Genomic DNA, 23,981 nt, shown 5'->3' on the forward strand with positions numbered 1-23,981 from the left:
TCATGGATGAACCAATTCAGTATTCACTGGGGCAACCGCCCCAGCGCACCGGCCTTGGCGGTTTTTCCCTCAAGGCAACCATCGTGGTGGCCGTGGGGTTTTTCGGATTCTTGCTGCTGCAGCTGTTGGGGCTAGGAAAACTGGGGTTTACGGTAGTCCTGCCGTTGACTGCGGTTATTGCAGTACTGATTTCAGTGCGGTGGTCGTCGCGAACAGTGGCCGAGATGGGTCAGATCCTTCGTGATGATTCGCGCCGGCGGCATAGGGGAGAGGACACCTACATTGCTGGTGGACTGTCCAGGGTGCCGGGTGGCCATTACCGACTTCCCGGCATGTTAGCGCGGACGGAATCGATGACTGGTGTGGATTCTGATGGCCGAGAGTTTGTCACAGTGCTCGATCGACCACGCCGGGAAGCAACTGTCTTTCTGGACTGTCAGCTGACGGGCCAAACGGCGATGACACAAGGTGAGCGTAATGCGATGACGGCAGAGTGGTCACGGTGGCTGGCCATGCTGAGCTTGTCTGGTGACGTGGTCTCGACAGCGGTAGTGGTGTCGACCCGTCCGGGTACCGGACAGCTGGTTGATAAGGAAGTCTCCTCGATTGTTGTGGACTCGGCAGCACCGATTGCACGTCGCGTGATGGCGGAGGCCGCAGATTATCTGGGCATTCATGTTCCGGAAGTCGAGTCGCATATTGCTATCACGGTCAAGTTTGATGGTGAAGTCATCGAGGACGAAACATTTATCGGCCAGTTGTCGACGCGTCTGCCGGGCTGGTACACCTCGCTGGGCTGGGCGGGCATTATCGCCGAGCCGATGGATGAGGACACACTAGTGTCGAGAATTCACAGCTTTTACGACCCATCGGCGGAGTACCCGTTTGAGTCACTACGCGTCTCCGGGCAGCCGCACGGTATGAACTGGGACGATGCTGGCCCTTCGGTGGCAAAAACGCTCAAGGACCAGTACACCCATGATGGCTGGCATTCAGTGACATGGGAGATGCGGGAAGCGCCCCGATCAACGTTTGAAGACATGTTGCTCACCGGCCTGATAGCACCGCACGCGCGTATTGACCGCAAGCGTGTGTGCCTGGTGTACAGGCCTTTTGAGGCCGGTGCCGGTGCCTCGCGTGTGGAGCAGGAGCACCGAGACGCGATGGTGGCAGCGAACTCATCGAAGAAAATCACCAGTGCAAAGGCCGAGATGCGTTTGGAGCACACAGAGGCGGCCAGACGTGCGCAGGCACGAGGAGCGCAGCTTGGCCGCTATTCGCTGTTTGTGACGGCAACGACTGATCGGCAGGAGATGCTGCCGCGTATGCGCCATGACATTGAGCAGTTGGGTGCAGGCGCGTCGATTCGATTGGCCTCGATGGATCGGCAGCAGGATACCGGTTTTGCCATTACCTGTGGTGCAGGCCAGGTGCCGTGGAACAAGGAAACGACCTCGCAGATGGCTGCCGCGTAGGCGAGCCACACAACGAAACGAAGAAGGAACTGACAGCCATGTGGTGGCAAAGAAAGAAAAGCGAGTCGGGAATCATCCCGACAGCAATGCGAGGTACTCGCATGTTAGAAAGTATCGACGCAGCTGGGTTCTCATTTGCGGCGATTATCGACCGCAGCCGGGCACAGGCCTCCATGGGGTTGGTCTTTGACGAGCCGATGTTTGATACACGGCTGTTGGTTGACGTTGAGCGCGGGCTTGGCGACGTCGACGGCTTGGTAGCGACGACGGCAGTGATGAGTGGTGGGGCATCCCCTGCACCTGCGCGTTTGTGGGCTACCTTTCGCGCGCGGTCTAAGTCCCAGCGCCGTGACGATGATGAGTTTGTTGCCGACTTGGCACGCCGGTCAACCCAGCTGTTTAACGCTGCTGCCGACGCCAATTTGGCAGCGACCCCATTGACCAGCAACCAGGTGATGGAGCTGGCAGCCTATTCGTGGTCAGACGTGCAGCAACCGGCGTGGCCACCAGTAGCGAAAAAGGTGGAAGAAACACCGGATTCGGTGGTTATCGATGGTGTGGCGCATGTGGGTTTTGCTGTTGACATTGATGTGCCGGATGTGGAGACCCAGGTCGTGGAAGCGACCAGCGCCATTCAGGTTGGGCCACGGGTGGCACTTGCGCGCCAATTTCGTCCGGGCCTTGATGGGCAGGGCAGTGGCCGACGTGTTGGGGTTTTGACCATCTCGGCAGAGGATTCGCCCGAGGCAGTGGCCGATGTCGCCGGGGTGATTATTGACGCACTCGATCCCCACGTGCAGTTGCGTGTGCATCGTCTGCGGGGTCGTACGGGCATTGCTGTCGCCACGATGTGTGGTGGCGGAGTGTTGGGCTGGCAGCACCTTGATGTTGTCAAGGCGGTGGCATAGATGGCGCAGACAACGATGAGCGATATTGACTGGCAGCACTTCCATGAGGCGGTGGAAGCCGGTGAGAAGCATGCGCCGCCGGCGTTGTCTCGACGTGGTCGGGAATACCGCAAGTGGCAAAAGACGCGGCGACGTCGCGACGCGCATTTCGAACAAATACGTAAAGCTTCCCGGGGTAGTGCGCCGGTTCATTTCGAAGAAGCCTACGGCAGCCCGCGTGCCAATGGGTTTGTTGGACATAGCGCTGGTACTGCTCGGGTGATCTCGGGGCCGCAGGAGTGGCAGACGACGACAAATCTCGGCGCGGGTTTTAATCCGAATGTCGTCGGTGCCCCGTCGCCGGTGATTGGTACGCCTCTTGGTCGTCATGTCACCACCCAGGCCGAGGTCGCTTGCGATCCGCTGGCGTGGTTTCGTGAGGGGATTATTGCTAACCCGTCGTGTTTCGTGCTGTCGCTGCCGGGTTTGGGTAAGTCCACGCTGATTCGCAAAATGTTGATGGGCGATGTTGCCCAAGGTCATATCCCTATCTGTGCAGGTGATATTAAAGGCGAGTATCGCGGTTTCGTTCACCAAGTCGGCGGCCAGGTGATCACTATTGGCCACGGTTTAGGGCATATGAATCCGCTGGATGTCGGTGCTCTCGGGCGCGTTATCCCGCAGCTCGAGGCCGCACGTGAACAGCTTCAGCAGCAAGGCCAAGAAGAGCTTATCGAGCGTGCCAAAGAGCAGGTGCATGGTCGTCAGGTCACGATGGTCGCCACACTTGTGGGCTTGGGACGAGGTGAGAAAATTGCTGACTTTGAATCGATGTTGATTTCGGTTGCTTTGCGTGAGATTTATGAGCAGGAGGATATCGACTGGGCAAACCCACCAGAGCTGAAAGACCTCATTTCGCACCTGGAAGCAGGATCGGAACTGCTGTTGCAAAAGGGCAGGGCGCGGTCGAAAGATGAGTGGAATCAGCGCATCGACTCGTTGATCTTGTCGTTGAATTCGCTGCTCGATGGTGCGACGGGGCAGATTTTTTCTGGACAGACGACCACCCCGATTGATGTGGACTCCACAGCGGTATGCATTGATGTCTCTGCTATCGACCGTGGTGATGGTGCCATGAAAGCTGCGGTGATGATGGCCTGCTGGTCGTCAGCATTCGGCGCGATCGAGGCCGCGCACATGCTCGCGGATGCAGGCCTGGGGCCACAGAAATATTTCTCGGTCACGCTCGATGAGATGTGGCAGGTGTTGTCGTCGGCTCCGGGCATGGTCGCACAAGTCGATGGATTGACTCGACTTAACCGCACCGACGCGACGGTACTGAACATGATTACCCATACTTTCAAAGACCTCGAAGCGCTACCGACCGAAGAAGATCGCAAGACCGCGATGGGCTTTATCGAACGTGCTGGCATGGTCATTTGTGGTGGTCTGCCGAATAGCGAGTTGGATATTTTATCCTCTCGCCTGCAGTTCTCTCCGGCGGAGGCGCAGATGATTACCTCGTGGTCGAAAGGCGCGCCACCAAAGCGGTCACGCACACGCGGTTCACGTGCTACTCCGCCAGGCCGTGGCCGGTTCATGATTAAGCCGTCGAAAGACGGCTCTCCGGGGATTCCAGTGCAGACGATTCTTTTCCCAGCGGAGCGCGAGCTGCGCTTGCATGACACCAACGTTCGTTTCGATCAGTTCTTCCAGGCAGGTGATTTGGCATGAGTCGAGGATGGGTGTATCCCGAGCAGGTCAAGCGGAGGGTTATCGATGAGTTCGACCGGACGTGGCGTACTTATCCGTCTCCGTCAGCGGCAGCAAATGCTGTTGGTAAGAATCATGGCGTATCTAAGACGACCGTGTATTCCTGGGTCGCTGACGCAGGGCGGTGGCCGGTAACGCGTGCGTCGCGGGTACTGGATTTGGAGGCGGAAAACGCGAGGTTGCGTGAAGAGCTCCGTCGGTGTCGGCAGAGCCACGATGCTGAGTCGCACGATGATGAGGAGTAGTGGATGCGAACCACTGTTGCCTTCGTCGTGTCGTTGATTTTGTTTATCGTCGTGTTTGTCACCGTTCTGGGAAACGATGAAGCCGACGAAAGGTGCAGCCCACAAAGTGGAGGTGGAACGTCGTCAGCAGACGGCGGTGTTCCGGACGGAGCGTATTCGCTACCGGAGAAAAATGCACTCGATCACATCACCTCGGGCTGGCGTACGCCGGAGCGCCCGTCACACGCTGGGCTAGACATAGCCCAGGGCCACGGCACTCCTTTGTATGCCTACGCCGACGGCGTCGTCGCTAAGGCCGGGCCTGCTTCTGGTTTTGGGCAGTGGGTCGTCATCGACCATCAGATTGACGGCAAGTTGTACTCGACGGTCTATGGGCACGTGTTCCCGGAGGGCATTCACGTCAAGACTGGGGATACGGTCAAGGCCGGGCAGCATATCGCCGATGAAGGCTACAACGGTGAGGTATCACCTCCTGGCCCGCAGGGATCGCACCTTCACTTTGAGGTGTGGGAAGGAGGCCGCGACGGTGGCCACGATATTGATCCGATGCCGTGGCTGAAAAAGGCCGTTGAGCCGGGGTCAGCGGGAAAATCTACCTCGACGGACGGAGCCGACGTGTTCCTCGTCGGTGACTCGCTGAGTGTCGGTGCGAAAGCACAGTTGGAAAAGGCTCTGCCTGGCGCTGACATCGATGCTAAGGGAGGCCGCCAGTACAGCGAGGGTTTGAAGATTCTGCAGCAGAAAAAACCTAAGGTGAAAACCGTTGTCATGGCGTTGGGTACGAACGGCCCGTTTAGCCAGAAAGATATTGACGACACCCTTGAGGCGGCTGGTGACGCGCGGGTGGTGCTCACAACGGTGGCAGGCCCAAAGGTGTCGGCTGCCTCATCGGTTAATCCTCTCGTTGAGGCGAACGCTGACAAGGTGACAGTCGCAGATTGGGCAGCACTGGTCGCACAGCACCCGGATTATGTCGGTGGGGATGGAATTCACCACAGTGAGGCAGGCAAGGCAGCCTTTGCCAGCATGCTCGCTGATGCTGTGGGGAAGAAACCAAGTGGTAAGAAATCCCCACGACGCAAGGGGCCAGGTTCAACCGCTGGCGGTGGCGAGGTGCCAGATTCACCTGTTATTCAGTCCAAAGAACACCTACAAATCGACACGATTCGCCTGGCCAGGTCGGTCGCGCAACGGTTCCCACAAATTGAAACTATTGGTGGGTGGCGTCCGTATGACCCGTATCCCGATCACCCGTCGGGTCGGGCAGCCGACATTATGATTCCCAATTGGGATACCGAGGAGGGAAAGCAGCTCGGCGACGATATCTTGGAGTACCTCTACGGCAACCGCGAGTATTTCCAGGTCGATTACTTCATCTGGCGACAGAAGTACATCCCCGCTGAAGGGGAAGGCAACATTATGGAAGACCGCGGATCGCCAACACAAAATCACTATGACCATATTCATGTCACCACAATCGGGCACGGGTACCCGCAGCCGGGACAAAAATACGGTGAAGCGCCTGAGGGCGGCTCAGAAGTGCCGGGTAGCCCCTCTGGAGTCGCTGGTGAGGATTGCGACCCGATAGCTGGCGTTGACGTTGGGCTTAATGATGGGGAAGTTCCCGAGGAGTTCCGTAAGTGGATTCGGCTTGCTGGGCAGCTGTGCGAAGAGGCCCCTGCACCGCTGATTGCTGGATTGATTTATCAGGAGTCGCAGTTTTCGACGACTGCGGTCAGTTCCGCTGGTGCGGTTGGCCCGGCACAGTTTATGCCGGCAACGTGGCAGGGAGGCGGTGCGAAAGTCGATGAGAATGGAGAGATCGCAGGGCCGCCAGGGTCTGGTAGCCCGAACTCGATACCGGATTCCGTCATGGCAGCGGGACGGTACCTTTGCTCAGCAGCCAAGCAGGTCAAAGAATGGAAAGCGGCTGGAAAAGTCAGTGGTGACGATACCGAGCTGATGCTGGCTTCCTATAACGCCGGTGGGGGAAATGTGCTCAACTACGGCGGCGTCCCGCCATTTGCCGAGACGCAACAGTACGTCAAGGTCATCCCCGAACACGCGAAGCGTTTTGAAGAGAAAGCGAAGTAGAAGACATGAGTAAATGGTTGACTCGGAGCTGGAAGATGGTGGCGGCTGTTGGAGCTGCCGCGGTAGTTGCCGTGGTTTCCGTTGTTATTGGGCTAGCGTTGTTTGGGTCCACGCCTGGCGGCGGGGACCCGGACGTTGATGTGAGAGATCCCCTCAGTGAGGACGCAGGAGTCGCAGCAGCGAGCACCGTCGCAGCCGTGAACTCGTATGTTCCGGGTGAGGATTCCTCGCCCGGGGATGCAGCAACACGCGTCATTGAACGCCTGTCAGGAAAGTACTTGATGCTGGCTCGAGACCCTGCTGGTGCGCCGAAGCCTGATCAGTGGGATGCGTGGGCACGAAGTGGTGACCGGGTCCATGCGGTAGCGGAACCGACGCGTGAGTTCCGTGAACCGGCTGAGGAGGCAACCAGCGCCACGGTACCGCTAAAGCTGCGGGTGTTTGTGTGGCACGCCGATGGTGAGCGGACTCCGCTGTCGGCCTCGGAGGTTCGAGCGTCGATGGTGCGTGAAGCAGGAATGTGGAAACTCTCTGATGTTGAATACGTCAGGAGCCTGCCATGATCGCCGCCCTAGATCGTCAGCCCTCAGGCTCGGTGGCCACGGCCACGGTTGGGGCCGTGGCCCTGGTGGCGCTGCTGCCGGATTTGGTGCGACCGGCATCGAACGCGCTGATTTCCGCTATGCCACGATTCCATGTGGCGCTAGCGACGTTTGCTGCGATTTGTGTCCAGGCACTGCCGCTCGTTTTGCTTGGGGCAGTGGTCTCGGCAAGCCTTGCCCAGGTGATGACTCCTGCCCGTTGGGGGCGGGTCATCCCTGGCAATCGGTTCGGGGCAACGCTAGTTGGGGCGGTGGCAGGAATCGTCGTTCCGACGTGTGAGTGTTCGTCGGTTGCGGTTGCGCGGCGAATGATGGGATCCGGGGTGCGCCCGGAAGCTGCATTGACGTTTATGGTGGCCGCCCCGTCGCTGAATCCCATTGTTTTTGTGGCGACCTGGATTGCGTTCGGTGGGGCGCAGATGGCAGTTGCTCGGTGGGCAGCGGCTCTGGTTGCGGTCATTGCCGTCGGGTTGGCCGTGTCGGCGGCCTCTGGGCGCATTCACCAGGAAGTCGTGGCCCGTCTGGACCGTTATGACCACGAGCATGAAGATGACCATGGGCATGGGTGCTCGTGCCATAGGCCTGTGGAGGAGTCGCGAGGCAAACAGTGGCTGGCTATGGTGCGCCACGATGCAGTCGGGGCAGCGACCTTCCTGGTCATCGGTGGTGCCATTGCTGCGTCAGTATCTGCTTTGCTTCCAGCTTCTGCTGTGGCGACGATTAGCGACAATGTGTGGGTTTCGGTGGCACTGATGGCCACGATTGCGGTGGTGGCGTCGCTGTGCTCGCTGGGTGATGCGTTCGTTGCCGCATCCTTCGTCGGTCTGCCTACCCCGGCACTGTTGGCCTTTCTTATCGTCGGCCCGATTATCGATTTAAAGCTGGCCGCGATGATGGAGGGCATGCTGGGGCATCGTGCGACAAAGGTGGTTGCGGCCACCGGAATCGTCGCGGGTATGGCCTGCGCGATTGTCGCGGGCACCGTACTGGGGTGGTCGCTATGAGCCGGTGGCTAACAGGCACTTTGATGCTCGCTTTTGGCCTGGGGCTTCTGCGCGTTGGTATCGACGGGTCTTATTCGGCGTGGGTGACAATGCACCCGGCGGTAGTGATCACCGTCGGCGTGGTGATGGCCCTCTTCGGTGTGATGGATCTTGTCGGTAGGGCCAACCACGCAGGCCACGATGGGCATCGCATCACCCCGTGGGCGCTAGGGCTGATCGTCACGGTCGTCGCAGTGCTGACCCCGGCAGCATTGCTGCCCGCCCAGGTTGATGTTGCCAACCGCGCAGCAGCAGTGGGATCGGGGTCTCCAGCATCATGGCCTGATTTACCGGTGCAACCAGTAGAAATTGGCCTGCGCGAGGTCGTCGCACGGTCAGCAACCCCAGCCGATGGGAGACTTCAGGGTCGTCAGGTCATTGTCACCGGCCAACTGGAACGTGAGGGACAGATTGCACGGCTCGGTCGCGTAACAGTGACCTGTTGCGCCGCCGATGCGCGAGCCTACTTCGTGGAGCTCAACGACTCCACTGGCAGACTCAGCGAGATCCCTGATGGGGCGTGGGTGTCGGCAACGGTGGTGCTGATTCCCGGGTCGGGGACTGCTGATCGGGACTTTGTCCCTCGCGTAGGCGTCGTTGATGCCCGTGAGGTCGGCGATGCCGGCTACGACGTCGCCCGGCTGGCATAACGAGTGAAAAAACTACTTCGAAGGAGAGAAAGAAACCATGACTACAATCAAGCAGCGGTGGACTGAGATCGATAACCTCATCGCCGAAAACAAGACCGAACTGAAAGGCTATTCCTCCCACAAGGACCTCAATGCGTTCGCGGAGAAGCACTCGCTGATGACGAAGGAGGACTTTCCGAAGTTCAAACATTGCCTGCTGAAAATCGGCGTGCGCTACGACGCGTTGCGCGCAGCAGCGAACGAGAAATTCGAGGCAAGCCTGGAAGCAAAGGCTAAGGAACTCGACAACATCACGGATGTCCCGGTCGTGTGCCTGTGGTCTGCAGCAGTCGAAGACGATGGAGCAGCAGCCTTTGCTGTCGTCGATGTCGACGACACTCCGGTATGGTACGGGCGATTCTTTGACGATGACCGTATCCGCATTGCGGGAGATCTCGTCAGCGCAGAGCAGTCGGCTGCCGACAAAGCAGTGTGGCTGGCGCATAAGGCACTAGAGGCGGCAGGAAAGACGCAGGGACGTGTTCTGATTACCACTACGTGCCCTGAACTGGACATTGCCGCACTGCGTATTACGGGTGCGCGGTTTAACATCGGCGTTGATGTCCACGTCGATGATGCTGACATGCGGGCGGTCGATATGGCGGAGGCTCCCGGCTATAAGAAGTGGCAGGACAATGACCTAGCTGCACTCGTGGAGGCGGACTGATGGCCACCAATGTGCGAAACCTGAAAAACCCCTCCGGCGATGAAAAACCCCTAGCAATCGCGTTGGGCGGGCTAGGGATCATCTGGGGCATCGTCCTTGGTGGTTTGAAATTGGCACCGCTTTTTGGTGGCGATCAGCAGGACGTGCCGGTTAACCCGGTGGCATTAGTCGTCGGCATTGCCAAAGGACGAGTCGTGCTCGGGGGCAGTGAAGCAGTCAGCATTACGGTGCTGGGAGCTGTGCTTGCGTTGGTGGCCACCGTCGTCGCGGTGCAGGTGACATCGCGACGCGCACAGAAAAAGGGACGAGCTATTGCGCCGAATGCGAAGTACATGGCCTCCAAGTCTGACATTGCCTCGATGTCTGGGAAAAGCACGGGTGCAGCATCACAGCGGATGGGACTTAAACTCGGAGAGGGAGCGGCACCGGGGGTCTTGCTCGGCAAAGAACTCCGCACCGGCCAGCCGGTGTACGCCGACTACGAAACGCTGCTGACGCAGTTGTGGGCGGCACGTCGAGGAAAAACCTCGACACAGGTGCTGCCACAAATCCTGTCGGCACCAGGAGGAGTGATTACCTCCTCGAATAAACGCGATACCGTCGATGATTCGCTGGCAGGACGACAGGCCGTAGGGGAAGTATTTGTCTTTGATCCGCAGCGAATCTGGACAAAGGAGGAACCGGATTGGTTCTTTGATCCGCTGGACTTTATCCGTCGTCGCAGTGTCGACGAGTGGGATGCAGCGGCAACTGGATTAGCAAGGCTGTTTCGTGATGACGCGGGGCTGTCAGAGGGAAACAAAGACATGTTTTCCGAGGGCGGTCAGCGGCTGGTCGCAGGCTGGCTGCTGGCAGCGTGCTGTGAAAACCTCCCGATTACCGAGCTGGTGTTGTGGGCGGGTGCTGAAACCGATAAAGAGCCGGTGGAGCTGCTGCGCCGACATGGGTGGCATCGTAAAGCCGATGCGCTGCAGGCACAGTATGAGCTGACGTCGCGGACACGCTCGGGCGTGTTTGCTAACGCGCAGCAGATGGTCGCCGCACTTGAGCATGAAGTTCCTGGCCAGTGGGTGACTCCAGCTGCCGGCAAGCGCCGCTTTGATGCAGATGCCTTCATCGCTGATTCACAGCAGGGTGGTCGGCCAACGATGTACTTGTTGAGTAAAGAAGGACCCACGTCTGCGTCGGCATTGACGCTGGCACTGCTGGTGACATTGATGGATGCAGCCGAGGAGTACGGTGAATCGCAGCCGGGTGGCCGATTGCCGGTACCGTTGGTCTGCCCACTTGATGAGGCGGCCAACACGGTCAAATGGGGCGAGTTGGCGAACAAGTACTCCCATTATGGGTCGCGCTCGATTATTATCACGACGATTTTGCAGTCGTTTACCCAGGCGAAACGCATTTGGGGAGAAGATTCCACGCGTGACATGCTGACCAACTCGTGTGTGGTCTACGGCGGCGGCATTAAAGATGAGAGGTTCTTGTCGGAGCTGTCGGCATTTATCGGCGACCATGAGGAACACCGAACATCCCGATCGTCAGACGGTACGTGGGGCAAGTCGTCGAGAAGCACCTCAATTGCAGAAAAACGTACGCTGACCGTTTCGGAACTGCAGGCACTCCCTTTCGGAGTGATGGTCGTCATTCCGCAAAAGGCAGCACCCATGCTTGTGGAGTCAGTTCCGTGGTGGGAGCGCGATTTTGAGCCTGCCATCGCAGAGGCGATGGCGAAGTAGCATACGACAACAACGGAGAATTCAACAATGGATTTTTTCTATGACACGGTGGAAAAAACGATTGCACCCCACCTGTCGGCGGTCATGGAGGAGACGCTGGCTGATGAGCTGTCGGCGATGGTGGCCAAAGACGATTTCACTGATGCTGTCCGTACACGCACGCGCGAAGCGGTGGGGCAGTGGTCATCGCGCAATTTAAAGGAGGAGCGGGAGACCCGGTACAAGGACGTATTCGATTTCTTTGACTCGTATGTAGCGGTGATGTTTCCAGCAACCTCGGATACACATTGGTCGCCACGTTGGTATGAGCACCCGGCGGTGCTGCGCCGGATGATGCTGATGTGGGGCACGTTCGAGGCGAAAGTCGCGGCTTCGCCAGCGACGGGGGAAGAGGAATGGCTACGCACGATTGGCCAGGTTCATATGAAGTGGCTGACTGACCGTCATAACGGGCCATTTGAGCGCTGTCGTGGTGAGCGCAGTGTGGTCTTAGAGCCGTTAGCGTCAGATAGAACAGCGTTGCGAGAAAAGATGTCGACGCGAAGGAGCGCTTAGCCGATGGAACGCCACCAGCGTGAGTACTTGCGTGCCCAGCAACAGCGGGCAGATGTTAAAGCGTTACAGCAGGCCGATCGGCAATTACGGCGTGTGATTGCTCAGCGGTACCGCACTCTCGATAGGCAGAGCGCGGCGGAGTCTCGGTTGCGCGATCGCCAGGCGAGACTCAATCGGCAGGTAGTTCGCGAGCTGCCGGGGCGCGAGCTAGTTCGGCATGCGGTCAGTGCCCAGATTTTGGACAATGATCTGGATCGCACGATGGTTGCCGATGAGATGTCACAGCGCGGCTTTTACGATTCTGCGCGTGCAATGGGGCAGTGGCATCACCGTCCGGAGTGCACGGAGCCTCGCTCGTCGGTGTGGGAATCGGAGTCGTTTAGCCGTGGTGTCGGATTCGGTATGGGGATGCTGGCTGCCGAGGAAATTGCCTCCATGGTCGATGAAGTCGACCAGATTGTGGAAGAAAACTCTGTGTCGGACGAGGCAATAGAGCAATTAGACCAGGATGGTGCAGTCGCCGAAGAATGGGTATCGCCTGCAGACGTTAGTGATTCTTTTGCTTTTGCTGAACAGGCATTTCCGGATGGATTGCAGGCTGCTCTTGCCGAAGAAGCACTATCGGATTCATCGGTCGCGGGCGCGGAAGAGTCTGTCGAGGCAATCGACGATGACGTCGCGGAGGCATAGCGTCGTCACACCAGTTCTGGTCAAATGGGAAAGCCCCGCCGAACACCACTCCGACGGGGCCAAACACCACTCACGTGCACCCTCGGGGGGGAGGGGCACGCGGTGACCGCGAAAGATAACGGTCACCTGTACGGTGCCCGGAGTCTTGTTGGGGGGATGCTCCGAACACAGCAGTTATTTTAAATCAGAAAGTAGCAGCTGTCCACACTTAGAACTCCGCCTCATTATCGTCAACCGATTGTTCAACAATGGTAGGTGGCTCGGCATGGTCGATGACTCGCGGTGTGTGATGCTCGCGTAGCACATCGGCAATGGCGGCACGGGCACTTTCTAAAAACCGGTGGCGGTCATGACCGGCTGCGGTCGTGCCCTCAACTGGGCTGGAGATAGCAATACCTCGCGATGCGACTTCCTCACGCATACGGGGGCTAATCCCGCGCGGGTATTCGGCAGCGAGGTTGGTGAGGGTGTCGTCATCGAGAATGGAATAGTCCAAATCATCGTCGGCAAAGTCGAGTGCTCCCGGGTTGGCTTGTCGAATGCGATGTTCGTATTCGGTATCACTGATCAGGTCATTGGCGCGTAGCGCCTCTGCTTCGCGGGTTTTCGCAGCATGAACAACAGCGTGACGGTCGTCGGTGGCGCAGACTGCCTTTGCGTAGCCTTCGGTCGGGGAGAGTTCCAATGTCCACATCGGCTCGCGGCCACGCACGCGTAGGCGCTCCGCACGTTCGGCGCGTTGACGCTTGGCTTGTTCTGATGCGTTTTCCTTGTTGAGTTCTTCTCGGAGGTCATCGCGGCGGGTGACAGCATCGGCAAGCGCTGCATCATGGGCAAAAGCCGTAGCTGCAGGAGCCTCTTTCAGCCTGCTGAGTTCACTTTCAGCGAAGTCCAGATCGTTGGTGAGCTGATGGGCGACACGTTGGATATCACCGACTCGATTTTCGGCGCGTGTGAGAATTCCGTAGGCGCGAGTGGAAACTCTATCGTCTGTAGTGTGAGAGACAGCATCAGCGATTTCGTCAACGCTGAGGCGAAAACGCACTGATTCTTCCGCACCAGCCAGGCCAACCTCGACTTCGCCATAGTCATAGCGTGCCGTCAGCGGAACGTCACCGATGGTGAGCAGCGGTTGTCTGTTAGTCGAACGGGTATGCGCAATGTGGGCTAACCCGTTGCTAAGTGCTCGGGCAGCCTCGGCACGGTCATGCATGACTTCTCCAGCGGGAAGCGCCCACGTTTTCGCGTCTGAATCGTCGAGTTGGCTCCACTTGTCTGCGGCTTCCAGGTGAGGGGCGAGCTGGCCAAGCTGCTGGGAGGTGCGACGGATAGTGAAGGTGGCGGCATCGACAGCATGGCGGTGAGACGCTTGCGAAGATTCCCACTCCTGCTTGAGGGATTCGAGTCGCTCGACTTCTCGGTCGTAGTTGAGCAGGTCAACATAGCGCGGATCACCGGTAGCGATGGCTTTGTTGTGCGCGGCGGCTTGAGCAGCTGAATCGTCGAGTGCGTCCATTTGCCGCAATCCACGATCAGCAGCAGTGAACTGGTCGATGAAACGCTGCTTGCGGTACAGCGTTTGCCACATCACGGCATCGAACGTTCCGGCGGCAACGTAGTTGAAGATTTCAATCTTTTCGTTTTGGTTTCCCTGGCGCATGATTCGCCCCTCACGTTGGGTGAGGTCAGCGGGTTTCCACGGAATATCGACGTGGTGTAGGGCAACAGCCCGTCGCTGCAGGTTGGCACCAGTGCCCATCTTTGGAGTGGAGCCAATGACTACATCGAAGTCACCGTCGTTGCACTTTTGGAACAAGGTGGCCTTGTCCTTGTCCCATTCGTGGACGAAAGCGATACGGCTTCGATCCATGCCACGAGCGACAAGCTCGTCGCGGAGCGCGTCATAGATAGAGAAATTCGCACCACCCGGGGTGCCGGAGTCACAAAAGACAATCTGGACACCTCCCGGTTTGTCAGAGGTAGTGCCGTCGGCATTGAGGTAGATGCGGTCTTTCGTCTGATTCCACTGGTCAAGGATTTGTGTGCTCACAGCTTCGACACGCGATCCCGGCCCGTCAATGGTCAGTCCAACAAGGCGGCCGTCAAGTGTGACTTTGCGACCGTCAGAGGCAATTTTTAGTGCCATATCAATTTCCTGGCCAGTTACATCGGCACCGATTTTCGATGAGGTGCGACGACGGTCAGGGTCGGCGTCCCAGTCGTAATCACTGCGTACACCAAGGTCGGCGATAAAGTCCTTAACCTCTTGTTCCACATCAAACTCAATGACGCGGTTGGCGCTCCCACTGGCTAGTTCTGGCAGATCGGCGGTGATGTCGTCAGAGGTGACAACATCCATAAACAAACTCGATGCGGTCGCAAGCTCAGAGATATTCGCATAAGAAGCAGTGCGTACCTTTTGTCGCAGTCCTGAACCAGACGGTTTAACCTCGACATCTGCGACCTGATCAGTAAACGTTGCACCGAAAGCATTGATATCGTCGATTTCCAGCTTCTGACAAATATCTGGGCGCAGGTACTTGGCCATAACCCAGATTTCGGCCAGATTGTTAGCGATGGGAGTGCCTGTGGCAAAGGTGACCACAGGAGCATTTGCGCCGCTTTCGGCTTTGGACTTTCGCAGCCAATCGAGTTTCATATCCAGGTCAGAGGCCTTTTTTGAGCCTTGGTGATTCAAGTCAGACACTTGCGAGGAGCGCATGAGATTTTTGTACATGTGCGCCTCATCAACGATGAGGTAGTCGCATGGTGTCTGGTTGAGCGTCAGAGTCTGGTCAGTGGGAGAGTCCAGTAGCTTGTCGAGCTTGTTTTCAATTGCCTTGACGCTGCCTTCGACTTGCTTGACCGATGGGGTGCGTTCGCTGCCAGCGGTGGCTTTCGCCTGTTGCAGACTGTGACGAGCCTCAGCGAGTTGGCCTTGAAGGTATTCAACCTGAGTCTCATCATCGACGGGAATGCGCTCGAACACACTCTGCGGAACAATCACCAAATCCCAGTCGTCAGCACCTGTTTGTGCAATAAAGCGGGCACGCTCAGTGGGATTGGAGACGCCAGCGGCAGAGAGCACATTGGCTGTGGGATACCACTGGATGGCTTCTCGGGTGACCTGATCAGCAAGATGGTTGGGCACGACCATCCATGGTTGTCGCGCCAACCCTAAGCGTTTGAGTTCTGCTGCTCCCATAAACATGGTGCCGGTTTTGCCGGCACCAACGACGTGATTGAGGAGGACCCCTGGTTCGTTGACAATGCGCTCGACCGCATTGCGCTGGTAGCCGTAAGGAACAAACGTGTCTCCCAGCCCGGGCATTGCGCGCGCGGAGCCGTCGTAGGTGCGAGGAACGAAACCATTGAAGGCATCGTTGTAGGCCTTGGTGACATTACGGGCACGTTCGGGATCGTCCATGATCCACGAGGAAAAAGTCTGTTTGAGCAGTTCGGCTCGACGAGCCAGAAATGCTGTGGCCTGGCCATGACTGGAGTCTTTCCCGCCGTGTTGTTCAATCCAGCTTTTTGACCACGAGGCTTTGGGAGCTGACAAATTCAGCACCGCTTCCAAGGTTTTGTATGCCGGTATCGCTACACCATCATTGCGGGAGCACGCCACACCCTGGTTCGTGGCGTCTCGTGCCCGTCCAGTAGCTTGGAAATTATAGTTTGACCCGTCGCGGTTATTGTCGGCTACCAGCCCATATTCCATGTCGGCGGTGCCACCATATTCCCAGTAGTTCTTATCGACAGAGACCGTCCAGGAACCGTTATCGCGAGAGACTTTTAATCCAGCCCAATGATTGGTGTCAAAAACCTCATTGGCAAATTGCTCGTAGTAGTGCTCGGGCACCCAGGTCGCACCCGGGCGGATACTAAAACTGTCAATCTCTGGCGGCTGCACGTCCTGCAGGGCTGCGACATTAGTGCGAAATTGCGGATCATTATTGGCCGCGAGTCGAGCTATGGTGAGTTTTTCAGCAACAAAGCCGGAAAGGTAGTCGCCGCGCTCGATGAGTTCATCTGGTGCTTGCGGATTGCGGAATGCCAGGCCGTCAGCCAGCAGCCCGGCCGTTGCTTCATCGACGGTGGAATCCGTCAGCTCTGCGATACGGTGCAGGTCGAAGTCACCTGTTTCCGCGCGGGTGATAGACACCGCGTCTGCCAATGAGTCTGCATGGTCAGGCGCGGTGACCGGGCGGGCTGGATTGCGGTCGAACAGCGGAGCCTTTTGCGCAGTTCCCGTCGCTTCGTCAAAACGCTCTAGTGCCAGGACATTTTGGATGCTGGCATCACCGCGCAGTCCGGCCAGATGCCTTTGAACTTTCCGGGGAGTCGGCTCAGCGGCCTGCTCACGCAGCAGTGTCTCGGTAGCTTCCGGAAGCGGATCGCCGGGTTCAAAACCATTAGCCGCTCGCCAGTCATCGGCGAGAGTAGCGTAGGCCTTTTTCTGCGCAGTGGCAGAAGGGACTCGCCCGGCCTGCATCTCAAAACGATTGATGGGGCCGTGGGCATCAACATAGGTGTCGTAGAGCTGGTGGAGGCGCTTTTGCGCAAGCTCGATACCTGTGCCGGATTGGTAGGCCTGGCGTAGGGCAGTTTCCGCGTCTCGGAGGTCGATGAGCTCTGCGGATTCCCTCTGTAAGTTCTTGGCAACGCGTATAGGTTCCCATGTGCCGGACTGGTGGGCGTATTGAGAAAACTCGTATGCGCCTGTTTCATCAATACGGTAGGTGATGCGCCCAGGAATAGGAGTTGGAGCTGCCGCGTCAGAGACAATTGATTGCAGCGCGGCGCTTTGCTGTGAGAATGCCTCAGAAGACAGGGGAGTGTAGCCCTGCTGGTTTTCCACAGCCTGCGCAATGTCGGCTCGCAGAATCGTCGATAGAGCTGGAGCGATCTCGTCCTCGGAGGCGTTGGCCCGCATGATGGTGTTGCCCCACTGGTTATGGCCGATGCTGGTCTCACCAATGATGTGGTCAGGGTGGGCAATAAAGTAATCATTGATACGCACCTGCGTATCCCCGATGGTCGTGGTGTTGGTCGATAGCCACTGTTGAGTCAGGTCACTGGGGTCGGTATCTGGCTCGCGTACGCGCATGACCAACACGTCGGAGATAACTGAAGTGCCGGCCACAGAACGAAACGTTTCTTCTGGCAGGCGTACCGCGCTGACAAGATCTGCGTGCTTGGCGATTTCTTCTCGAGCAGCCGATTGTGCCGCATCTGACGTGTGAGCGCTGGTAATCAGCGCAACATACCCGCCTGGGTGTACCAGCTGGGCAGATTTGGAAATGAAATAATTATGGACGCTTAAGCCATCGGGGTTGAACCGTCGGTCCGTCGGCTTGTCGCGATTGCTAAAGGGGACATTGCCAATGGCCGCGTCGAACGGACGAGTATCTGGGATAACCGCCGTAAAGTCACGGTTGAGAATGGTGGCGTCCGGGTAGAGCAGGGAGCTAATGCGAGACGCAATCGGGTCGAGTTCGACCCCGGTAACCTCGGCGGCATTCGGTGCCGCACCGATAAATCCACCTATGCCAGATCCTGGCTCCAGCACGTGGCCACGGTCAAATCCCGCTGTCTTCAGCGCATCCCACATAGCTGTTGTGACCCCAGGAGCGGTGTAAAAGGCCGTGGTCACCGAGGCTCTGAGCTGGTCAATGCTCACATTGTCAGGAAGGGCGGCCACCAGGGCGTCATATTCGCGTGCCCATTGATCATTATTGGACTGGAAAACCTGGTCAGCAGCACCCCAACCTGAATAGGTTGCCAGGGTTGTCTGCTCCTCGGCTGTCGGCCAGCGATTTTCCTCATCGAGTGTCGCTAGCAGTTTGATGGCTTCGATATTGGCGTGAGCACGTGCCTTCGCACCCTGAGGTGCCAGAGACTCAGCAGGTGGAGAAAAAGTCAGCGCGGTACCGGCTCGTGGTTGGTCAGCAGTGGAGGTGCTGGACGGCTCCTCGACGGTAGTGTCCGGCTCGACAGTTACCTCGGTGTGCGTGTCGTCCTCATCGGCGCGGACAGCGATTTCGGCATATGCGTCAGTGAGCAGTTCGTCGAGATAAGGCTGCACGTGGATAGGAGCGGACTCACGCAGGGTACTCAGACTTTCGTGACTCGCCTGCAGCTGGTTGTCGTCGAGGTCTACCGGAAGTTCAGAGAGCAGTAACCGAGCTGGGTCATCATCGGCGGTTGTACTACGGATATGCCCCTCGGCCCAGGCCATAATTAGCTCGTCTCGGTCAAGATGCGCCAGCAGTGCATCGCGAACAAAAGGGCTAGTAGTGCGTCCCAAGCGCAGCTGCTCGCGGTAAAACTGTGGGTTCTCTGCCACCTGATCAGCAACAATTAGATCTGTGGCATCATGTGCCCAATCTCCCAAAGCCGACAGCGCTTCACGGGCAGGCGGAGTTAGATGCGTGGTGAAGTCGGCGATTTCCCAGCGTTCAGTAATCTGGCGAATGCTGTCGTCAGTAAGTTCGTCAAGGCCTACGCGCCCAAAGGCAGCGTCGGCAAGCAACAAATCCGTATCGTCAGGATCGCGTCCGTCGGTGTAGAACCGGCCACGACGGGCCAGCTCTAAATGCGCGCGTGAGACGTATTCCTCGGTGGCCGCTGGACTGTTGACCATGGCTGTCAGCTCATCGACGGATTGTTCAGAAAACACGCGACCAACGGTGGCCCAAAACGGGTTATCAGCCACCTCGTCGTTGGCATCACTAACCAAGCCCGACCGAGTGGCGAGCGCTTCAAGCTGGCTCCGCCACGTCTGCAGAGCATAGCCTTCCAGGGATTCTGGCTGGTCGATGAATCGCTCACGCTCGTCGAGGTCAGCAGCCAGTAGGCGGTACTGGTCGGCGGTAATAGTCGCAGGGCTGGTAGCAGGTTTGTCGCTCGGTGCTAGAGCAAATCGGCCGCCCGGGAGGAATTCTCCTCCTCGGCCAGATGCTTCGCGGTTATCGGTTCGGTTAGCTCCTCGTGGATAATCTGATTGGCGGCGAGCATCTGCTCCTGCTTCCACAGGTTTCGCATTGCTTCCTCGCTGACCGGATACTCGCTCGACCGATTCATCCACTGCTGAAAGTGGTGAATCTTGCGCTGCGTCACTAGCAAATCGACCTGTTCGTTCAGATTCTTCCAGCGGTCGTCGATTGTTGCCGGATCGGTGGGAAGCCCCAGTTCCTGGTGTGCTGCCAGAATTGTTGATTTCATCACTGCGTTGTCGGCTGCTGCTGTCCGGTTGAAAGGACGATGCGCCATCAACAGTGGATGAAGCATTGCCCACTGTCCGGGATACTTGGTCAGGGCCGGGGCTAGGAGCTGGGTTGCGAACTGGTGTTGGCGGAACTGAAAAATCAGGCGTTGACGGTTCCGCGCTACGTCGGCCTCTGTTTCCTCCGGCGCTCGATTGTCCTCCAGTTCCTTCGTGATTGCTGGTAGGAATCGTTCGCTGAGTTCGTCGGCCAGCTCCTCTAGAAACTGGTACACCTGCGGCGGTGTCGCTGGTTGATCCATCAGGAGAAGATACTGCTGAATCAGTCTCGTATCGAAGGTCTCCACGTCGTAGTCCGGCATCAGCCAGTGGTCGTCCGGCGGAGTCCAGTGGGTGGATTCGATCAGCGGCATTGTTCTTCTCCTTGTCGATATTGGCGAGTGAGTCGGTGTCAAAGAGTGACAACTGGTCGTTGCTAGGCACGTTCCTGCGAGCCATACTATCGCTCCTTTTTGAGGCTATAACAGTTATAGGTAATTTTCAACGGTTTTCTGAGGGTGCTCGATTTTTTTCGACGTTAAAGTTCGAAGTCGCTATCCTGTGAAGTCTCATACTCGATTTGCGGGATGGTGGATTGGTTGATGTGCTCATGGGCGGCGGCTCGACGGGCGGGTCCCTGTGCTGCTGCTTCCTGTGCGGCTGTGCGCACGCGGGCGCGGAACATTTCACGCAACTGCTCACGAGAGTGTTTAGAATCATTGTTTTCCTGCACGTTCCTTTCGGGCGTTTCTGTCACAGTGACGTTTTCGAGCTGTGTGGATAACTCGACGGCAAACGCGTGTAGCTGCATGTCGGTCGTCGGGGTCATCGGTGGGATATGCGTGTCCTTTAGCGGTGAACCAGGGGAGTGAAGCTGGTCAATCCGGGAAGCAATAACCGCGCCGAGATCACGCTCGGTAGCGTCGTACCGACACACCTGTGCGAGATGGTCGCGGAGATCGACACCGCGTAATGCGGCACGGCCTGCCGCGGTGCGAATGCGAGAGACTGCCTGCTGGTCAATGCGATTGGCGGCGTTGATGGGCAGTTCGTCAAGGAGACGCTCGGTGGCACTTGCTGCGTAATCAGCAGCGAGCGCCTGCACTGCGGTGCGATACAACTGACGCTGGCGTTGTGGGTCGGAGTCTTGATTTGCAAGATTCTCGGCGATGTCTGTGGCCGCAACGTGGCCGTGGTCACGATGCACGGCGCGTGTCAGAACATCGAGAGCGGTCGGCGCATGAGCATCACCATCCATGTGGAGGTGCGCTTCTTCCTCGGCTTCATCAATGCTGGTATCTGTGATTGCCCAAACGTGGTTTTCTGCTCGTCCTCGGGTTAAGGCCACGTAAAGGCCGCGTCTATCAGTCGTCGAGTCCACCACTGCGTGAGTGGTATCGACCGTGACTCCTTGGGCGCGGTGGATCGTGGAGGCATACCCAAGCTGGCAATGCTGGCGTACATAGTCGGCATCGAGAACAATCCCGCGACCATTTTCGGTGTTAATTGCGGTGATTGAGCCGTCTTTCCCAATGCGGTCAATCTGCCATTTCTGGCCGTTGAGAATCTTGTGTTCGCTGCCGTCAGGCTGCCGCATGACCTGGTTGCGGCGGGTCAGAATAGTGTCACCAACATAGGCGGTGTGATGGTCTCCGAGTTGCGCTTGTGGCGGGGTTTTACGCAAAAGGCGAGCTAACCAACCGGCGGAGGCTTGCACCTTTCCACGGTCGATCAATTCGCGCTGAATGCGAGTGTTGGCATCATCGACCACCGCGTTGGTGGATGCGACGAGAAGCGTGGAGCGGCCACGGTCAAAATCTGCTAACCACGCATCCACGGCACCAGAGACCATGGCGGAGCGTGTACCGCCGCTAATCCAGCCACGACGGTCGTACTCATCGAGTCCAGACGCATCGCCTCGACGGATTTTCAGGCCAGCATGAGCCTGGGCGGTATCGTCACCCTGCCGCATCACCTGGTCAAGCTCGACGGCAGAAGTGCGCTTACATACGGTACGGAACAGGCCACCGGTTTCCACCGCATCAAGCTGGTAGGGGTCACCGACCATACGCACGACCGCGCCTGTTTCGTCCGCGATTTCGACAATGGCGGCCAAATCATCTGTGCTTGCCATGCCCGCTTCATCAACGAGCAGCATGTCGCCAGGTCGAATAGTTTTACCAATCGCACGCTGGATTGCATCCGCGTTTTTCGGACTTGAACCGATTTTCCCGCGCCAGCGGTAGGTCAGCGACGCCAAAGTATGGCCAGTTTCGTTGATGTCTTCGCCGAGAGTTTTGGCAGCGACCGCCGACGGGGCGAGCGCGAAAACCTGTTTACCTGAGTTTCTCCACGTGTCGGCGACAACGGCCATCGAGGCCGTCTTACCGGTGCCGGCGGGGCCAACACCGGCGACCGTTTGCATTCCGGCAGACAGCAGGTGCCGCGTCAGCGCTTCCTGCCCAGCATTCAGTGCAAAGCCTTTAGCTTGCTGGTGACGGGCCAGAGCACGGTCAATCTCGGCGTTGGTTACAACGTGAGCTGTTGGCTCGACAGCCGAGTCGAGGACCGTGTTTTCCGCCGCCAGTACGTCGGCGCTGGTGTAGACAACATGGTCGGCGCTGCGGTCAAATAGTTCACCATCTTCGGTAAGCAGTCGCCCGGGAATACGGTAGGACGGCTGTGGGGTCAGGCGTACAGCAGACGCTAAAGCTCTGTCCATGACGTGCGCGGTGGCGAGGGCGCGTGCGCGCTGGGAGGGGAAAATCCAGGCAGAGAGTTCCTGCTCCACAGCAGTGTGGAGGTGGTGGCGGCGGAACTCGGAACGCCTCGATACCGCAAGAGCAATCGACGATTCCGCTTGTTCGGTGACAAATTTGCGCCACTTCTCAGAGTCCACCGCCGGTGCAATCGTCCGGGTATCAGCTGCGTGAGAGACATTCTTTTCCACCGCGTCGGTAGCCGAGTTGCCGAAGAACTGTCGGGCTTCGGCCTGCCATGTTTGACGCAAAGACCGCAGTGATTGCGCTGAGTCCTTGCTCGGTCGAGTATCCAACACGGCTTGTTGCCAGAGCTTTCGGCTCGCGCGCAGGCCCGGTGTCCGCCCGTGTGCCTGCCGATAGGCTTCTCGGAGCTGCTCATATCGAGGACGCGCGCCAGCGCGTCGTTTGGAGAAATGAGCAATCATCTTGGGATCAATACCTGCGACTTCCCACACGGGTTGTTTGGCAGGATCGGTCTCATAGTTAGTAAACGCGAGGTCGAGTTCATCTCCTAGTCGCTGCATCATCAGTGCGTTGTAGTGGGTGGATGCGGCAACGGCAGACTTCATCAGCGAGCGTGAATCAACACTGCGCCATTTGCCGTCGGGGCCTTGGACTTTGTTTGAAACCAGGCAGTGCGTGTGAAGATCCGGGTCACCGCTGCGGGTGTCGTAATGGACAAACTGTGCGGCAATGAGGCCGCGCGTGCGCGTTAACGTCTTGACTCCATTGACTTCACAACGGGTGCGCAGTGCGTTGTTATCGAGCCAATCTAGGGAAGCAGAGACGCATTCACTGTGAACGGACTCAATGGTTTTGCGCGTCTCCTCGTTGCCGAGTGCCCACAGCACAGAGATAGACTTCGCTGGTGAAAACGTCAGGTCGAAGCCTGCAGTAGCTTGGCGAACGGAGTTTTTCTTCTCGTTGACCCAGGCCAGGATTTCCTTTGGCGTCGCATTCGAGTAGCCGGTTTCGTCGCTGTAGTGCCTGCGTGCGACATCGACCGCGATGGTGTTTCGTTCCTGCTCGGTGGGCCTGCGTCCAGCGTGGTAGCGGAACTGTTTCTCCATGGCCGATAGCTCTTTGAGTACCTGATGGCCGCCGGAGTAGAACGGGTAGGCGCGACCGAGTTGTACGTCAGCAATGGACGCGCCGTTGGCGATACGGGAATCGGCCTCGGGGTGAAGCCCCTCACCGTAGAGCGCGGCCATGTGCTCCTCGGTGACAGTCGTGCCAGAGGTAATGGCGGTAGAGTCGAGGCCGGTGAGTCCGCGCCCGTACCAGCGGCCCGGGGGAGTACCGGTGGCTTGGTAGTAGTCACCGAGTTTGGTTTTCGCCCCTGTGTCGATGTCGGCAGTGGCAACGTTGCGTAGGAGATAGGCGTACCCATCTCCTGCGTTGACCACTCGAATCGACATCATGAGCGTGACGCTAAGAAGAAAAACCGTAGAAGTTAAGACCTACTTTTGAGGTCTGAACGATGACGAACTAGA

General features: G+C 58.0%; 14 protein-coding genes. 12 read left to right on the top strand and 2 right to left on the bottom strand.

The window, feature by feature from the left end; translation table 11 throughout:
* The first annotated feature begins 2 nt into the window (after positions 1-2).
* The 12 genes from HMPREF2849_RS10450 to HMPREF2849_RS10500 are packed head-to-tail and all read left to right on the top strand — an operon-like array spanning position 3 to position 12,459.
* On the top strand, positions 3-1,475 hold the full coding sequence (locus tag HMPREF2849_RS10450; protein ID WP_070862965.1) for an SCO6880 family protein: 1,473 nt from the start codon (positions 3-5) through the stop codon (positions 1,473-1,475).
* A complete protein-coding gene (locus HMPREF2849_RS10455; RefSeq protein ID WP_070862966.1) occupies positions 1,436-2,383 on the top strand; it encodes a hypothetical protein in 948 nt (315 codons plus the stop codon). The genes HMPREF2849_RS10450 and HMPREF2849_RS10455 overlap by 40 nt, the downstream gene beginning before the upstream one ends.
* Positions 2,384-4,096: an ATP/GTP-binding protein gene (locus tag HMPREF2849_RS10460; RefSeq protein WP_070862967.1), complete on the top strand. Its 1,713-nt coding sequence runs from the start codon at positions 2,384-2,386 to the stop codon at positions 4,094-4,096.
* On the top strand, positions 4,093-4,380 hold the full coding sequence (locus HMPREF2849_RS11060; protein WP_083327238.1) for a transposase: 288 nt from the start codon (positions 4,093-4,095) through the stop codon (positions 4,378-4,380). Before HMPREF2849_RS10460 ends, HMPREF2849_RS11060 begins: the two co-directional genes overlap by 4 nt.
* Before the next feature lie 3 nt (positions 4,381-4,383).
* Positions 4,384-6,474, top strand: coding sequence for a VldE C-terminal domain-containing protein (locus tag HMPREF2849_RS10465; RefSeq protein ID WP_070862968.1), 2,091 nt, complete (start codon positions 4,384-4,386; stop codon positions 6,472-6,474).
* A 5-nt stretch (positions 6,475-6,479) separates the two neighbouring features.
* A complete protein-coding gene (locus HMPREF2849_RS10470; RefSeq protein WP_141764559.1) occupies positions 6,480-7,037 on the top strand; it encodes a hypothetical protein in 558 nt (185 codons plus the stop codon).
* Positions 7,034-8,080 (top strand): permease, encoded by a 1,047-nt coding sequence (locus HMPREF2849_RS10475; RefSeq protein WP_070862970.1) that lies wholly within the window; start codon positions 7,034-7,036, stop codon positions 8,078-8,080. Before HMPREF2849_RS10470 ends, HMPREF2849_RS10475 begins: the two co-directional genes overlap by 4 nt.
* Positions 8,077-8,769 carry a hypothetical protein gene (locus HMPREF2849_RS10480; protein ID WP_070862971.1) on the top strand — a complete coding sequence of 231 codons (693 nt, stop codon included), beginning with the start codon at positions 8,077-8,079 and terminating at the stop codon, positions 8,767-8,769. Before HMPREF2849_RS10475 ends, HMPREF2849_RS10480 begins: the two co-directional genes overlap by 4 nt.
* 37 nt (positions 8,770-8,806) lie before the next feature.
* Positions 8,807-9,475 carry a hypothetical protein gene (locus HMPREF2849_RS10485; RefSeq protein WP_070862972.1) on the top strand — a complete coding sequence of 223 codons (669 nt, stop codon included), beginning with the start codon at positions 8,807-8,809 and terminating at the stop codon, positions 9,473-9,475.
* Positions 9,475-11,214 carry a type IV secretory system conjugative DNA transfer family protein gene (locus HMPREF2849_RS10490; protein WP_070862973.1) on the top strand — a complete coding sequence of 580 codons (1,740 nt, stop codon included), beginning with the start codon at positions 9,475-9,477 and terminating at the stop codon, positions 11,212-11,214. Before HMPREF2849_RS10485 ends, HMPREF2849_RS10490 begins: the two co-directional genes overlap by 1 nt.
* Before the next feature lie 27 nt (positions 11,215-11,241).
* Positions 11,242-11,769: a DUF4913 domain-containing protein gene (locus HMPREF2849_RS10495; protein ID WP_070862974.1), complete on the top strand. Its 528-nt coding sequence runs from the start codon at positions 11,242-11,244 to the stop codon at positions 11,767-11,769.
* A 3-nt stretch (positions 11,770-11,772) separates the two neighbouring features.
* Positions 11,773-12,459 carry a hypothetical protein gene (locus HMPREF2849_RS10500; RefSeq protein WP_141764560.1) on the top strand — a complete coding sequence of 229 codons (687 nt, stop codon included), beginning with the start codon at positions 11,773-11,775 and terminating at the stop codon, positions 12,457-12,459.
* 208 nt (positions 12,460-12,667) lie between these two features.
* On the opposite strand, the gene HMPREF2849_RS10505 is transcribed toward HMPREF2849_RS10500, so the two are convergent.
* Together HMPREF2849_RS10505 and mobF are read right to left on the bottom strand one after the other, a co-directional pair.
* Entirely contained in the window at positions 12,668-19,495 is a 6,828-nt protein-coding gene (locus tag HMPREF2849_RS10505; RefSeq protein WP_168168071.1) for a hypothetical protein, read from the bottom strand.
* Positions 19,496-20,264: 769 nt separating this feature from the next.
* The gene (mobF, locus tag HMPREF2849_RS10515; protein WP_070862978.1) at positions 20,265-23,909 is read right to left on the bottom strand and encodes a MobF family relaxase; all 3,645 of its coding nucleotides are present in this window, start codon (positions 23,907-23,909) and stop codon (positions 20,265-20,267) included.
* Positions 23,910-23,981: the final 72 nt, after the last annotated feature.

The sequence above is a fragment of the Corynebacterium sp. HMSC073B01 genome (assembly GCF_001838255.1).
GTDB lineage: Bacteria > Actinomycetota > Actinomycetes > Mycobacteriales > Mycobacteriaceae > Corynebacterium > Corynebacterium jeikeium_D.

What these genes read in the sequence shown, in the direction of transcription:
- HMPREF2849_RS10465 (WP_070862968.1), top strand. Translation starts at nt 4,384, where the DNA reads ATGCGAACCACTGTTGCCTTCGTCGTGTCGTTGATTTTGTTTATCGTC.
- HMPREF2849_RS10500 (WP_141764560.1), top strand. Translation starts at nt 11,773, where the DNA reads ATGGAACGCCACCAGCGTGAGTACTTGCGTGCCCAGCAACAGCGGGCA.
- HMPREF2849_RS10475 (WP_070862970.1), top strand. Translation starts at nt 7,034, where the DNA reads ATGATCGCCGCCCTAGATCGTCAGCCCTCAGGCTCGGTGGCCACGGCC.
- HMPREF2849_RS10470 (WP_141764559.1), top strand. Translation starts at nt 6,480, where the DNA reads ATGAGTAAATGGTTGACTCGGAGCTGGAAGATGGTGGCGGCTGTTGGA.
- HMPREF2849_RS10460 (WP_070862967.1), top strand. Translation starts at nt 2,384, where the DNA reads ATGGCGCAGACAACGATGAGCGATATTGACTGGCAGCACTTCCATGAG.
- HMPREF2849_RS11060 (WP_083327238.1), top strand. Translation starts at nt 4,093, where the DNA reads ATGAGTCGAGGATGGGTGTATCCCGAGCAGGTCAAGCGGAGGGTTATC.
- HMPREF2849_RS10485 (WP_070862972.1), top strand. Translation starts at nt 8,807, where the DNA reads ATGACTACAATCAAGCAGCGGTGGACTGAGATCGATAACCTCATCGCC.
- HMPREF2849_RS10450 (WP_070862965.1), top strand. Translation starts at nt 3, where the DNA reads ATGGATGAACCAATTCAGTATTCACTGGGGCAACCGCCCCAGCGCACC.
- HMPREF2849_RS10490 (WP_070862973.1), top strand. Translation starts at nt 9,475, where the DNA reads ATGGCCACCAATGTGCGAAACCTGAAAAACCCCTCCGGCGATGAAAAA.
- HMPREF2849_RS10495 (WP_070862974.1), top strand. Translation starts at nt 11,242, where the DNA reads ATGGATTTTTTCTATGACACGGTGGAAAAAACGATTGCACCCCACCTG.
- HMPREF2849_RS10480 (WP_070862971.1), top strand. Translation starts at nt 8,077, where the DNA reads ATGAGCCGGTGGCTAACAGGCACTTTGATGCTCGCTTTTGGCCTGGGG.
- mobF (WP_070862978.1), bottom strand. Translation starts at nt 23,909, where the DNA reads ATGATGTCGATTCGAGTGGTCAACGCAGGAGATGGGTACGCCTATCTC.